Source organism: Rhizobium altiplani, from assembly GCF_001542405.1.
Taxonomy (GTDB): domain Bacteria; phylum Pseudomonadota; class Alphaproteobacteria; order Rhizobiales; family Rhizobiaceae; genus Rhizobium; species Rhizobium altiplani.
Genome location: NZ_LNCD01000021.1, coordinates 51,518 through 64,934 on the forward strand (window position 1 = coordinate 51,518; position 13,417 = coordinate 64,934).

A 13,417-nucleotide genomic window follows, 5' to 3' on the forward strand; every position below is an offset into this window, starting at 1 on the left:
TGTCGTTCCTTTCAGGGAGCTGCGGCCGAGCAGCCGCGGTCACATGGCGGCGCGGTCGTCTTTTTTGCGTATTGAGAGTTGTCGCGTGATTCAGGCGGTCATTCCCGCGGCATTGAGAAAGAGCCGGACTACTGTTGCCACAGCGCCGAGCACAATGACGCTCGCCGCCCAGAGCAGGATCATCCAGCTCAGCCGTCGCAACCAGCTCGCTGGGGCAGTAACCCGGGTCATCAATGATATCCTTCTCCGGGTTTCACTTTTCCGCGGAACACGTAATAGGACCATGCCGTGTAGGCGAGAATGAACGGGATGATGAATAGGGCTCCGACGAGGGTGAAGCCCATGCTCTGCGGGGGCGCAGCCGCCTCCCAGATCGAGACAGACGGCGGAAGGATGTTCGGCCATAGACTGATTGCGAGACCGCTGTAGCCCAGGAAGAGCATAAAGAGCGCCAGCACGAAAGGACTGGCATGGGCGTCGCGTTGCAGCCTGTTGAGGATCGCGACTGTTGCCAGCAACACGAGAATTGGTACAGGTGCGAAAAACAATAGGTCCGGCAGCGAAAACCAGCGTTCAGCGACGGCAGGGTGAGCGAGAGGCGTCCATAGGCTGACGAAGACGATCACGCAAAGCAGCACAAGCGTTACTGGTTTTGCAAGTTCTTTCATGCGCTGTTGAAGCGCGCCTTCCGTTTTCATGATCAGCCAAGTCGAGCCGAGAAGCGCATAGGCGACCAGGAGTCCGAGGCCGGTAAACAGGGAGAATGGCGTCAGCCAGTCGAACAGTCCGCCGTCATAGGCTGAGTTCACCACCGGAAAACCATTGATAAAGGCACCCAACGCCACCCCCTGTGAAAACGTCGCGATGTAGGAGCCCCACGCGAATGCCTTATCCCAGAACGGCTTGTGCGCCTCGTCCGACTTGAAACGGAATTCGAACGCAACGCCCCGCCAGATCAGGCCTGCCAGCATTAACAGAAGCGGCAGGTAAAGCGCGCTTAGGATGACGGAATACGCCAGCGGGAATGCCGCCAACAATGCCGCTCCCCCGAATGCCAGCCAGGTTTCGTTTCCGTCCCAGACAGGGGCCACCGTGTTGACCATGGTGTCGCGGTCCTCACGATCGGCCACGAAGGGGAAGAGGATGCCGATACCTAGATCGAAGCCATCCATGATGACGTACATCATGATTCCGAAACCAATGACGATCGCCCAGATCAGCGGAAGATCGATGCCCATCGCCGTCATGCCTCCGTGTGTTCTGCGGCTTCTATGGCCGGCCCGATATGGTCCGGTGCGGCCGAAAGCGGCCTGGCCGGCCGTGACGACTGACCCTCGTCCTGTGGCGGATGGTGGCCGCCGTCAGGATCAGGCCCCTTGGCAACAAGCTTCAGCATATAGCTGACCCCGGTGCCGAAAACGGCGAAGTACATCACGACGAAGACGACAAGCGTAGTGGATAGCGCGAATGCGGAATGGTTGGAGACTGCGTCCTTGGTCCGCATGACTCCGTAAACGATCCACGGCTGGCGACCGACCTCTGTCGTCATCCAGCCGGCAAGAATCGCAATGAGACCCGCCGGCCCCATGAGTGTGGCGAAGCGCAGAAACGCTTTTGAACCATACATTCCGCCACGTCCACGTAGGTATAGGCTCCAAAGCCCAAGCAGGAGCATCAGGATGCCAAGTCCGACCATCAGCCGAAAACTCCAGAAGACTACAGCGGAGTTCGGACGGTCTTCCGGGCTAAACTCCTTGAGACCGGGAATGTGGCCATTGATGTCATGCGTCAGGACCAGGCCGCCGAGATAAGGTATCTCGATTGCATAACGTGTCTTCTCTGCCTTCATGTCCGGAAGGCCGAAGAGGATAAGCGGCAGGCTTTCGCCGGGGGTGTTCTCCCAGTGGCCTTCGAGGGCGGCGACTTTCGCGGGCTGATGCTCAAGGGTGTTGAGGCCATGTGCATCGCCTACGATCACCTGGATCGGGGCGACTAACAGCACCATCCACATTGCCATTGAGAACATGGTGCGGATCGCCGGAGTCGCCCGCCCGCGCGAGAGATGCCAAGCGGCCGACGCACCGACGAAGAGAGCCGTGGCGAGATAGGCTGCGATCGTCATGTGTGCCAAGCGATAAGGGAAGGATGGATTGAAGATCACCTTCAGCCAATCGACGGGCACGACGCGGCCATTGATCATCTCGAAGCCCTGCGGCGTTTGCATCCAGCTGTTCGACGCGAGAATCCAGGTTGCCGAAATCAGCGTTCCGAGCGCCACCATAATCGTTGCGAAAAAGTGCAAACCGGGGCCGACCTTGTTCCAGCCGAATAGCATCACGCCAAGAAAGCCGGCTTCCAGAAAGAAAGCAGTCAGCACTTCGTATGTCAGGAGCGGACCCGTAATGCTGCCTGCAGTCGCGGAAAAATAGCTCCAGTTGGTGCCAAACTGATAGGCCATGACGAGGCCGGATACGACACCCATGGCAAAGTTGACTGCAAAGATCGTCGACCAAAAATGGTAAAGCTCGCGATAGACCACATCCTTCCGCCACAACCACATCCCTTCAAGAACGGCGAGGTAGCTGGCGAGTCCGATGGTGATCGCCGGGAAGATGATGTGGAACGAAATCGTAAATCCAAATTGGATCCGGGCAAGTTCCAGTGCTGTCAAGCCGAACATGGCTGCTCTCCTTCCGCAAAAGCCTGGCCTACATCGGTCGGCTTGCGCGGCATGGCTGATAAGAGCACGGCATGCTACGGGCCGCACCCCCACTTTGGGTTTAGGTTTAGTGGTGAGGTTGGAGATTTCGGGCATTGCGATCTGACCTGACTCCGATCGCTATCGGTCAGGTTCTGAGATCCCTCCAGTCTCACCCGTGAATTCAGGCCCGAGGAATTAAGCCAATCAACGGCCGCACCGCGACCATCGGCCCCGTTGGAACGAAGCAGTCATCAAGACGACCTGCGATTTTTTTAGACGACGGCTCTGGATCCCAGCGATGGTTGCGCGATCAGGCTAGAAAGCAACGTTAGTGCATCTTCCAACGCACCCCGATCGGGAGCCACGCCAAGAGAGATTCTAACGGCTTGTAGCGGATAGGCGGTCGTCGCGAAGGCAGAGCTCGGCACGATCGAGACGCCAGCCCGGTCGGCGTGCTCGGCGAAGGCCGCAGCAAGCCAGTGGTCCGGCAATCGGAGCCACAAGTGATGCCCATGGGGGTCGGCTGCGAAAGCACTCTCGCCCAAAATCGACGAAGCGAGCTTCTGGCGCTCGATGTTTTCAACGCGAATGGCGTTGGTGATCGCGTCCAAAGTGCCATCGGAAATCCAGCGGCTCGCCAGCGCCGACATCAAAGGCGGTGCCATCAAAACCGTTGCCCTCAGGATGCCCGCAAGGCGCAATGCCTGACTGGCGTTCGGTGCAATCACGTAGGCCACTCGCAGGGCAGGAGTCGCACATTTCGAAAGCGTAGCGATATGCCATGTGATGTCATGCGCCAGCTCGGCGAGCGAGACCAGCCTTTCGGGTCTCAATGGAGCATATGGGTCGTCCTCGATGATCGCGACACCGTGTCTGCGTGCCAGCGCCACCAGCGCACGACGCCGTTCCTCCGGCAAGGTTGCCGTTGTCGGATTGTCGATCGTGGGAACCAAATAGAGGACCTTAGGACTCTTATCCCGGCAAACCTTCTCAAAGGAATCGGGGATCATTCCGAGATCATCCATGGCGATGGGTTCGATCACGATCCCCTTCTGAGCCGCAACCGCCTTCAGGCCGGGATAGGTCACAGATCCGGCGGCGATCAAGTCGCCCGGTCCGAGCAAAAGCTCGCACACCGCAAATAGCGCGCTTTGAGCCCCTGAAGTGACGACAACACGGTCGGCCACCACGTCTTCCACCCGGTGACCGAGCCACACTGCAGCCGCCTGCCGGTCGGCGTCCGATCCGTTGCTCTCCTGATAATAGGTACTCAACGTTCCGCGCGGGCCACCAAGGATTTCAGCGATCCCCTGTGAGAAATTCCTCTTGAGATGCGCAGCCGGCGGCTGAGGTGGCATATTCATGCTTAGGTCGATCAGCGGCTGGCTTTGGACAGCCGGCTCACCGTCGAGCCTTTCGCAGATGAAAGTTCCCCTGCCCGCCTGGGCCTCGACGATGCCGCGGCGTCGGGCTTCGTTGAACGCACGCGTCACCGTTGTCAGGTCTACGCCGAGCGCTTCTGCAATGGCTCGCTGCGGCGGGAGCCTGTCACCTCTCGAAACGCGCCCCGAGCGGATATCCGCTTCCAGCGCCTCGACGATACCGAGGTACTTCATACGGGCGCTTTCGTTCAGCCTCGGCTTCCACATTGCCTGCGATCTCCATTTTGTATGGCTCATTGACATACAGCTTATACGCCGTGTATGGGCAAAAGGAAAGATTGCAGAATGGAAAAAATGTCGCGGCCATCAAGCGCCGTAACCAACCGTAGAATCCCGAAGCGTTCCCTGGGAGATCTAGTTCACGAATGGCCTACGTCGTCACTGAAAACTGCATACGGTGCAAATACATGGACTGCGTCAATGTCTGTCCCGTTGATTGCTTCCGAGAGGGCGAGAACATGCTGGTCATTGATCCTGAGGAGTGCATCGACTGCGGCGTATGCGATCCAGAGTGTCCCGCGGAAGCGATTGTCCCCGACAGTGATCCGATGGCAGACGCATGGACGGAATTCAACGCCCGCTTCTCCCTCCTCTGGCCGAATATAACGATCGCTCGTACGCCGCCGGGCGATGCCGCGAAATTCGACGGGGTGAAGAACAAACTGCGCGACCATTTCTCTGAAAAGCCTGGGGACGGTGATGAATAGCAGATCAAGCCAGGCTGATGCCGATCACCAATCCGGCGAGCCGCTGTACACCTTGGAAATCACAGGCAAGGATATTGCAAAGATCGAGGCAGCGAAGGCTTGCATCCCTGCAGGGACGCCGATCAACATCGCTTTTCTAGGTAACGAGGACCACGGCCAACGTGTCAACGCGGCGCGAGTCATTCGGTCCTGCGGCTTCGAGCCCGTGCCGATAATCTCATCGCGGCGACTTCATTCCGAGGAAGATCTCGACGGCTTGATCTCGAACCTTGTCGGATCCGCAGCTCCTTCACGATTCATCCTTGTTGGCGGCGATCCTGCTTCCCCAGTCGGTCCGTACAAGGATTCACTGGCCTTGCTAAAAAGCGGTGTCCTGGAGCGCCATTCAATTCGGCAAGTGGGTATCGTGGCCTATCCCGATGGCCACCCCAAGATTGAGACGAGCGCACTTTGGCAGGCGTTAAAATGGAAGGTTGAGTTTCTAAGGGACGCTGGTTGCTCTGTCGAAATCACGACGCAGTTTGGGTTTGATGCGGCCGCCGTCATAAGCTGGCTCAAGCGGTTGCGTGACATGGGGATCACATCGCCGGTTCGCATTGGTGTACCGGGTCCGGCAGACGTCGCCAAACTGCTCAGGTTCGCGAAGCAGTTTGGTGTCGTCGCGTCGGCGTCAATTGCCCGTGGATATGGTCTATCGCTTACCGATCTCCTCCTGCCCGTCGGACCCGAACGCTTTTGGGATCAGCTTGGTGCCGGGATCGGCAAGTACGATCTCGGCGGCGTGCTTTATCACCTCTACCCATTTGGCGGCGTCATGGAAGGTGTTCGTTGGATAAACGACCACCTGCCCAGACGCTAGCGAGCCGTCTCGCCCTCGTGATCCGCTGGTCGTTGGATCCCGTCAAGACAGTTAGCTGTGGGGGTACTTTACGAGCGCAGTCCTCCACCATCGCCTCTTATCGTCGCGGCGGCTTTGCGAAGCCGCTGTATTCCATCATCGATCTCTCCGTCGGATACGACCAGCGGCGGAAGAATACGCAACACGTTATCCCCTGCTGTCACGGTCAAAAGGCCATTTAGCCGTGCTGCCGTTGCGACGAGATCCACCGGAACATTGCAGCGGATGCCGAGCAGCAAGCCTTCGCCGCGCGCTTCTGCAAAAACGTCGGGGGATTCGGCGGCAATGTTCCGGAGGCCTTCGAAAAGCCGTTCGCCCTTTTGGTGCACGTCTCTTAGAAACGGCTCCTCTGCAGTGAGCTCGATGACCTTTGCGGCTATCGACATAGCAAGCGGGTTGCCACCAAACGTGAAGCCATGAGTTCCAGGTGTCATGCAGGCCGCGACTGTTTCCGTGGCGAGGCAGGCGGCTACGGGGAAGCCATTTCCCAATCCCTTTGCGGCAGCAAGTATATCGGGAACTACGCCGGCGTTCTGATAAGCGAAGAGCTTGCCGGTTCGTCCCACGCCGGTCTGCACTTCATCAAAGACAAGGAGAATTCCCTGCCCGTCACAGATTTCGCGGATCCGACCCAGCTCGCGCGCATCCAATTTTCGAACGCCGCTCTCTCCTTGGATCGGCTCGACCATGACAGCCGCCGTCTCATCGCCGCATGCCCTTTCCAGCGCGTCGACGTCTCCGAAGGGAACGACGTCGAAGCCCGTCGTTGGAGGGCCAAAGCCCTCCAGGTGATTGGGCCGCCCACCGGCCGCGATTGTCGCGAGTGTGCGACCATGGAAAGAACCCTCGAGCGTCACAATGCGATAGCGCTGCGGCCTGCCGGAAACGAAGTGGTAGCGGCGCGCGGCCTTAATCGCCGTCTCCACCGCCTCGGCACCGGAATTGCTGAAAAACGCACGGTCGGCAAAAGTCTTGCTGCATAACAACTGCGCCAGAGACTCCTGCTCGGGGATCCGCACGGCATTGGAAACATGCCACAGATTCAACCCTTGCCGTAAAACCACATCAATCAGCGCAGGATGGCAATGTCCGAGTCCGGTGACTGCTATACCCGTCGCGAAGTCGAGGTATTCCCGATTATCCGTGGCGTAAAGCCAAGCGCCCCGTCCCCGGATAAAAGAGATATCGGCCCGGCGAAAGCATGGGAACAATCGATCGAGACCGCGCTCTGCCTCGCCAATTATCGGCTCATTCATCGGGTCATTACCTTCCGGACCTCGTGATATGACCAAGTCAGCCACTCAAATGCTAGCGCCAGATCGGAGGAATCCACGGTCGCTCCGCCCCACAATCGGAATCCCGGGGGTGCGGTGCGATAGGCCGCGACATCAAAGGCAACCTTTTCCTCTGCAAGTCGGGCGGCAACCAGGCTCGCGAGCGTCGACTGAAGCAAAGGACTAGCGGCAAAGTACGGATCAACGATCTTGAAACAGATTGACGTCGGAGACCGGATCTCGTGGCTACCGGCAAGGAAATCGCACCATCCGTTCCGACTGACCCACTCCACCGCCTGCGATAAATTCGCTTCGCACCGTGCCTTCAAAGCAGCAAGGCCACCGACTTCCTGTGCCCAGCGCAATCCGTCGATCGCGTCCTCAACTGCGAGCATCGAAGGCGTGTTGATGGTTTCACCAACGAAAAGCCCTTCGGTGGCAACACCTTGCGTGACCATCCGATAGAGCTTAGGTACCGGCCATGATGGCACATGATCCGTCAGCCTCGCTATCGCCCGCGGACTCATCACGATCATCCCGTGCGCGCCCTCGCCACCTAGCACTTTCTGCCAGGACCACGTCGTCACGTCGAGCTTGTCCCACGGCAGATCCATAGCGAACGCTGCCGAGGTCGCATCGCAAATCGTCAGCCCCTCACGGGTGTCGCTGATCCATTCGCCATTCGGAACCCGCACTCCCGATGTCGTGCCATTCCACGTGAAGACAATGTCGCGAGCGGGGTCGGCCTGCGTGAGGTCTGGCAAGTCACCGAAGGCCGCGCCGAATACCCGCTGATCCGCGATCTCCAGTTCCTGAGTGATATCTCTGACCCAATCCGCACCGAAGCTCTCCCAGAGCAAACACGTCGACTCCGCGCGTCCCGAGCAAGTTCCAAAGCGCCATTTCCACCGCGCCCATATCTGAACCAGGCACAATTCCGATCCGGTACTCATCTGGGATATCGAGAACCGCGCGGGTCAGATCGATTACCTCCCGTAGCTTCGCCTTGCCCTCCCGCGATCGGTGCGATCTTCCTAGCGAAGCGCCTTCAAGCGCCTGCAGCGACCAGCCGGGACGTTTCCTGCAAGGACCGGATGAAAAATTCGGGTTTCTCGGCTTTTCTTTGGGCCTGGGGTAAGCCTCGTGCATCTAGAGATCCTTCGTGCATCTGCCAAAAGTTCGCCCTGATGTATGCGCATCACCCATACTATGTCCATCAAAATTTCCTTACAGGAACAGATTATGCTCCTGCAGGTCACGAGGTGAGGAACGCCACGGATGTCGTGTATACCTTGAAACGTCCAGTTTTTGTTCGTTTTTTCGTCTATTGGCCCAACCAGACAGCTGAGCCAACTTTATGCTAGACAGCCGCATGATGTGAGCATATGTATGGTTATTCGCCATACACACAGCGTTGTCCGCCTTTGGCAATTCCGATTCCTGGTTCCTGAGGGGTGTCGTCCCTTGGGGCGGCTCTACGCAATTTGTTGAAAGGAGCTAGACAATGAACCAAAACCGCTCGGATCAGAACGGTCGTCCGTCACTGAAAGAGGCGCTCTCTGCGCTTCCGCTCATAGCCGTCCTGCGCTGGATCACTCCGCAAGAGGTAGAGGATGTCACCGCCATCCTTGTCGAGTCCGGATTCGGTCTGATCGAGGTGCCCTTGAATTCCCCTGATCCCCTTTGCAGCATCGAGCGCATCGCTCGACGTTTCGGAGCCGACGCGCTTATTGGCGCTGGGACCGTTATGTCGCCGGCCGACGTCACGCGCGTCCGGGATTCCGGCGGAAGGCTTATTGTCATGCCTCACGCGGATGTGGCTGTCGTCAAAGCCGCGCATGACCAGAACCTGGCGTGCTTCCCAGGCGTTTCGACTCCGACGGAGGGTTTTGCTGCGCTTCAAGCCGGTGCTGATGGGCTGAAGGTGTTTCCCGCCGAGGCCATATCTCCCGCCGTTCTAAAGGCTTGGCGCGCAGTGTTTTCGAACGATATCCCCCTTCTGCCGACCGGGGGCATCTTACCAGAGTCCTTTCCAGCCTGGGTGGCCGCGGGAGCGAGCGGATTTGGCATCGGGGGCAATCTATACCGTCCGGGACGATCACTCGTGGAAATCAGGGCGAGCGCGAAAGCCTTCGCGGACGCTTGGCGCGCAACCGTTTCGCCCGAGGGGCGTTGAGGAAGCGATGGCATGCACACGGAAAATTCCATGATAAATGTCGGGTTTACTGAACGACAGCTATGGTCGCACATTTTGGCGGAGGCCGAAAAGGCCGCTGGAGAGGATGATTTTCTCCGTGAGCTTATGGCCGATTGGATTATGCTTCACGGTACATTACCAGAGGCCATCATCGGTCGCATCGTCTCTACCATTTCTCCTGGGCACCTTTCGCCAAGCCTGCTTGAAACCCTGCGCAGTCTGCTCAACGAAAATCACTCGATCCTTGCTTCCGCGGTGTTCGACATTACGGCGGCACTTGAACGCGACCCGGCAACTACCCGGGCGTTGCATGTCGTCCTCCATGCCAAAGGGTTTCTCGGCATCCAGATACACCGTTTCTCGCACGAACTTTGGCGAGTGGGGCGACGGGAATTGGCGCTTTACCTTCAGGGCTCTGCGTCTCGCGCGCTTCAGGTCGATATCCACCCGGCGGCGCGCCTCGGGGTGGGCTTGTTTTTCGACCACGCGACCGGGATCGTCATCGGAGAGACGAGTGTCGTCGACGACAATGTCGCTCTCATGCAAAACGTAACCCTTGGCGGCAATGGAAAGGACACCGGCGAAAGGCACCCGAAAGTACGAGAGGGGGTCCTTGTGGGCGCTGGTGCCACCATTCTCGGGAATATAGAAGTCGGTGCCAGCGCGCGTATCGGGGCCGGCTCTGTCGTGCTCAAGCCCGTCGCTCCAGGCACGACCGTCGCGGGCGTTCCCGCACGAGCAATTGGCAAGGCGGTCTCGATCGAACCATCGCGCGCCATGGACCACGTTTTCGCGCTGCAGGGCGATCGACGAACACACCTCGCCGAAAGAATCCAGCGTTGAGAGAGACCAGCTCGATCCTATCAATCTTTCGCAACGTGACTTACCAGCGACGACCAAGATGTCGCAACCCCGAATGGGACATTCGTTCTTGCGGCGTATGGGCAATACGCATACATTGCCATTGACTCAGATGAACTGTCGGCGCCGCCGTGTCAGGCACGCTGACTTAGGAGCGCTAGCATGGACTACAACAGACAATTCCAGGATTTGCTCGCCGAGATGAAGCTGGATGGCCGCTATCGCACGTTCGCCGAACTTGAACGTATGGTAGGCCAATTTCCCCAGGCACTTTGGCACCGCCCCGACGGCGGGACGCAGAAGGTGACGGTTTGGTGCAGCAACGATTATCTGGGAATGGGCCAGCATCCGGACGTTTTGGCCGCGATGCACGAGTCCATCGACTTTTCTGGAGCGGGCACCGGCGGAACGCGGAATATTTCCGGGACAAACCGTCAGCACGTGAGTTTGGAAACCGAACTCGCCGATCTGCACGGAAAGGAAGCTGCCCTGATCTTTACGTCGGGTTGGATATCAAACCTGGCGGCGCTGGGCACACTTGGGCGAATTCTTCCGAACTGCGCCATCTTTTCGGATGCCCTCAATCATAATTCGATGATCGAAGGCATTCGCAGGTCCGGTGCGGAACGCTTAATCTTCAGACACAATGACGCGGCACACCTTGACGAATTGATGAGTGGCGTCGATCCGGACCGACCGAAAATCGTTGCCTTCGAGAGCGTCTACAGCATGGATGGGGACATCGCTCCGATCGAGGCGATATGCGATATCGCCGAAAAGCATAACGCGATTACCTACCTGGACGAGGTGCACGCCGTTGGCCTCTATGGCTCCCGCGGCGGCGGGATCGCCGAACGTGAGGGCCTTGCCGAGCGCCTTACGATCATCGAAGGAACGCTGGCGAAGGCGTTTGGCGTCATTGGCGGATATGTTACCGGCCCCGCGCTGCTCATCGACGTCATACGAAGCATGGCGGACAGTTTCATCTTCACGACCTCCCTCTGCCCGCATCTTGCCGCTGGTGCTTTAGCGGCAGTAAGGCACATCAAGACACACCCGGAAGAGAGGTCACGCCAGGCGGAAAATGCGGCGAAGCTGAAGGCGATGCTGATGGAGGCTAACCTTCCAGTCCTCGATACCCCGAGCCACATCCTGCCGGTAATCGTGGGCGATGCCCATTTGTGCAGGCGCATTAGCGAGCGGCTCTTGAATGAGTACAGCATTTATGTGCAGCCAATTAACTATCCAACGGTTCCAAGGGGGCAGGAACGCCTTCGTGTCACTCCCACTCCGTTTCATAGTGAAACTGACATGCGGTCGCTTGTCGATGCACTGGTCGCAATCGACAGGGATTTGGGATGGACGGGAATTCGAAGCGCCGCGTAGCGGGCAGCGCGTACTGCGAAGCAGCGGTTCGTCTGACCTGTTATGGACTAGGCTTGCTAAACAGAATCGAAAACTTCAGGCAATGCAGACCTCGGAATAGGACTGATGGTAAGAGAAAAGCGGCGGGACCATGAAAGAGCGCATATTCGGGAGATGCGAGGCTACACTCCAGGTGCAAGACCCGTGGGTAATGCAATAAAACTCAACACGAACGAAAACCCATTTCCGCCGAGCCCAAAAGTGATGGCCGCTCTTGCAGCAGTCGTTCCCGGAACTTTGCAGCGTTACCCGGATCCATTTGCCGACAGCTTTCGAGAGGTCGCCGCGCGCCTGCACGATGTCAACACCGAACAGGTCATTGCCACAAATGGCGGTGACGAGCTTCTCCGCCTTGCAATTACCACCTTCGTCGACCCGGGCAGAGCTGTCGGCATCGTAAGCCCCAGCTACGGCATCTATTCGGTGTTGTCTGCGATCCAACAGGCTCCTCTATCTCGTTCTCCCCTGCGATCGGATTGGTCGTTAACAGACGCCACCGCGGCACTTTGGAACTCCGAGTACGCTCAGCTTGGCATTCTTACGAATCCTCACGCACCTTCCGGAACCTTGTTTCCGCTGGAAGCTGTTGAACGGCTGGCCATAGAATTCGAAGGCATATTGCTGATAGACGAGGCCTATGTCGACTTCGTCGACCCTGCCTCGTCTTACGACACGACACAGCTGGTCAGGCGTTATCCGAATGTCCTGCTGATGAGAACTCTGAGCAAGGGGTATTCTTTAGCTGGGCTGCGGCTAGCTTATTGTATCGGCGACGCCGGCTTGGTCAAACCAATGCTGGCAAAGACAAAGGACTCTTACAATGTTGATGGAGTTTCTCAGCTACTCGGTGTAGCCGCCCTGGAAGACCGGTCGTATGCTTCCCGATCGTGGGAGCATGTTCGTCGCGAGCGAGAGCGGTTGAGCACTGAACTACAGGATTTGGGCTTCTCCGTTCTTCCGTCTCAAACTAACTTCCTGCTCGCTTCAATTCCGGAAAGTTCGAACTGGAGCGGAGCGCAGGATCTTCAGATTCAATTGGAAGGGCATGGCGTTTATGTCCGCTGGTTTGACGAAGACAGGCTTCGAAAGCGATTGCGGATATCGATCGGAACGACTGATGAAAACAATGCGCTTGTGAGTGCTTTGCGCTCATTTCAAAAGCCAGCTTCCGCCGACCGATCCATCATGGAAGGCAACCCAGGCACCCAGTGAAGGTTGCACCTCGAGTGCTCCCGCGCCCTAAACGGACGTATAGTTGTTCGCCAGTCTTACTTTAGCGATAGTCTCCTCAATACAAGAGAACTACTAAAGGAGCCTACGATGATTAAGAATTTGGCCGCAGCGTTGTTTGTTTTCACTTCATGCGTTGAAGCCAATTCAACGGAGAGGTTTTTCGCTCCGACATCAAGCTGTGAAGCTATTCAGGACGCAATTTCTCGCGACGGAGACTCGGTTTTGCGCTTCCCGTCCAAGCAAGTTCCCGGAATGACTCTCTATCGACGTTATGTACGAAACGAACAGAAATGCGACAGCAACGACCAAGTCGTTTCCGCTCATGTAAAGACAAGCAACGATGTTCCTTGTGAACTCCATGTCTGTGCGCAGAGATCTCACTTCCGCGGCACGAAGGTTCGTTGAGGTTCGCGTTGGGCGCAGCAAGTCCGTGCGTGAAACCCAAATCGTGCCCCAGGCCCGCCCCAGCAAAGCTCGCCGGCGGCCGATAGGTGAATTGACTACCTCGAGCCTACTGCGCCGGCGCGCAAAGGGCTACTAGGCTACTAACCACCCCTAATTTTGACCTGACCGTTAGTAGAGTTCTGGCTACGGGACCAGCTACGACCCGCTCTCCCCATTCATTTCTTCGTTGGAGACAGGAGCGACACGCCTTGACGATATTCTCGCCCGGCCTGTC

The 13,417-nt window shown here is 57.7% G+C and carries 11 protein-coding genes and 1 pseudogene; 6 read left to right on the plus strand and 6 right to left on the minus strand.

Annotated elements, in window-relative coordinates; all coding sequences use genetic code 11:
* Positions 1–90 precede the first annotated feature (90 nt).
* From AS026_RS39240 to AS026_RS04130, 4 genes are all read right to left on the minus strand, one after another.
* Positions 91–231 carry a DUF2474 domain-containing protein gene (locus AS026_RS39240; protein WP_082728423.1) on the minus strand — a complete coding sequence of 47 codons (141 nt, stop codon included), beginning with the start codon at positions 229–231 and terminating at the stop codon, positions 91–93.
* Positions 231–1,238: a cytochrome d ubiquinol oxidase subunit II gene (cydB, locus tag AS026_RS04120; protein ID WP_062368696.1), complete on the minus strand. Its 1,008-nt coding sequence runs from the start codon at positions 1,236–1,238 to the stop codon at positions 231–233. The genes AS026_RS39240 and cydB overlap by 1 nt, the downstream gene beginning before the upstream one ends.
* A gap of 5 nt (positions 1,239–1,243) precedes the next feature.
* On the minus strand, positions 1,244–2,680 hold the full coding sequence (locus AS026_RS04125; protein WP_062368672.1) for a cytochrome ubiquinol oxidase subunit I: 1,437 nt from the start codon (positions 2,678–2,680) through the stop codon (positions 1,244–1,246).
* A gap of 293 nt (positions 2,681–2,973) precedes the next feature.
* Entirely contained in the window at positions 2,974–4,350 is a 1,377-nt protein-coding gene (locus AS026_RS04130) for an aminotransferase-like domain-containing protein (RefSeq protein ID WP_062368673.1), read from the minus strand.
* Between the two features lie 158 nt (positions 4,351–4,508).
* Between AS026_RS04130 and fdxA the strand changes: the two genes are divergently transcribed.
* Together fdxA and AS026_RS04140 are read left to right on the plus strand one after the other, a co-directional pair.
* Positions 4,509–4,850, plus strand: a complete 342-nt coding sequence (gene fdxA / locus AS026_RS04135; RefSeq protein WP_062368674.1) for a ferredoxin FdxA — start codon at positions 4,509–4,511, stop codon at positions 4,848–4,850.
* Entirely contained in the window at positions 4,843–5,709 is an 867-nt protein-coding gene (locus AS026_RS04140; protein ID WP_062368675.1) for a methylenetetrahydrofolate reductase, read from the plus strand. The genes fdxA and AS026_RS04140 overlap by 8 nt, the downstream gene beginning before the upstream one ends.
* Before the next feature lie 68 nt (positions 5,710–5,777).
* Here AS026_RS04140 and AS026_RS04145 read toward each other — a convergent pair whose 3' ends face one another.
* Positions 5,778–7,004: an aspartate aminotransferase family protein gene (locus AS026_RS04145; RefSeq protein WP_062368676.1), complete on the minus strand. Its 1,227-nt coding sequence runs from the start codon at positions 7,002–7,004 to the stop codon at positions 5,778–5,780.
* A pseudogene (locus AS026_RS04150) lies at positions 7,001–8,171 on the minus strand (phosphoserine transaminase). The gene AS026_RS04145 and the pseudogene AS026_RS04150 overlap by 4 nt, the downstream one beginning before the upstream one ends.
* A gap of 355 nt (positions 8,172–8,526) precedes the next feature.
* Between AS026_RS04150 and AS026_RS04155 the strand changes: the two are divergent.
* The 4 genes from AS026_RS04155 (at position 8,527) to hisC (ending at position 12,717) form a co-directional block, all read left to right on the plus strand.
* Entirely contained in the window at positions 8,527–9,198 is a 672-nt protein-coding gene (locus AS026_RS04155; RefSeq protein WP_062368677.1) for a 2-dehydro-3-deoxy-6-phosphogalactonate aldolase, read from the plus strand.
* A 30-nt stretch (positions 9,199–9,228) separates the two neighbouring features.
* The gene (gene epsC / locus AS026_RS04160; protein ID WP_245307309.1) at positions 9,229–10,062 is read left to right on the plus strand and encodes a serine O-acetyltransferase EpsC; all 834 of its coding nucleotides are present in this window, start codon (positions 9,229–9,231) and stop codon (positions 10,060–10,062) included.
* 180 nt (positions 10,063–10,242) lie between these two features.
* Positions 10,243–11,466 carry a 5-aminolevulinate synthase gene (hemA, locus tag AS026_RS04165; RefSeq protein WP_062368679.1) on the plus strand — a complete coding sequence of 408 codons (1,224 nt, stop codon included), beginning with the start codon at positions 10,243–10,245 and terminating at the stop codon, positions 11,464–11,466.
* 105 nt (positions 11,467–11,571) lie between these two features.
* Positions 11,572–12,717: a histidinol-phosphate transaminase gene (gene hisC, locus AS026_RS04170; protein ID WP_063805896.1), complete on the plus strand. Its 1,146-nt coding sequence runs from the start codon at positions 11,572–11,574 to the stop codon at positions 12,715–12,717.
* Positions 12,718–13,417: the final 700 nt, after the last annotated feature.

Bases quoted from the DNA above. Each gene is read 5' to 3' on its own strand.
- hemA (WP_062368679.1), top strand. From the start codon at position 10,243: ATGGACTACAACAGACAATTCCAGGATTTGCTCGCCGAGATGAAGCTG.
- AS026_RS39240 (WP_082728423.1), bottom strand. From the start codon at position 231: ATGACCCGGGTTACTGCCCCAGCGAGCTGGTTGCGACGGCTGAGCTGG.
- AS026_RS04125 (WP_062368672.1), bottom strand. From the start codon at position 2,680: ATGTTCGGCTTGACAGCACTGGAACTTGCCCGGATCCAATTTGGATTT.
- cydB (WP_062368696.1), bottom strand. From the start codon at position 1,238: ATGGGCATCGATCTTCCGCTGATCTGGGCGATCGTCATTGGTTTCGGA.
- fdxA (WP_062368674.1), top strand. From the start codon at position 4,509: ATGGCCTACGTCGTCACTGAAAACTGCATACGGTGCAAATACATGGAC.
- AS026_RS04145 (WP_062368676.1), bottom strand. From the start codon at position 7,004: ATGAATGAGCCGATAATTGGCGAGGCAGAGCGCGGTCTCGATCGATTG.
- AS026_RS04155 (WP_062368677.1), top strand. From the start codon at position 8,527: ATGAACCAAAACCGCTCGGATCAGAACGGTCGTCCGTCACTGAAAGAG.
- AS026_RS04130 (WP_062368673.1), bottom strand. From the start codon at position 4,350: ATGTGGAAGCCGAGGCTGAACGAAAGCGCCCGTATGAAGTACCTCGGT.
- epsC (WP_245307309.1), top strand. From the start codon at position 9,229: ATGATAAATGTCGGGTTTACTGAACGACAGCTATGGTCGCACATTTTG.
- hisC (WP_063805896.1), top strand. From the start codon at position 11,572: ATGGTAAGAGAAAAGCGGCGGGACCATGAAAGAGCGCATATTCGGGAG.
- AS026_RS04140 (WP_062368675.1), top strand. From the start codon at position 4,843: ATGAATAGCAGATCAAGCCAGGCTGATGCCGATCACCAATCCGGCGAG.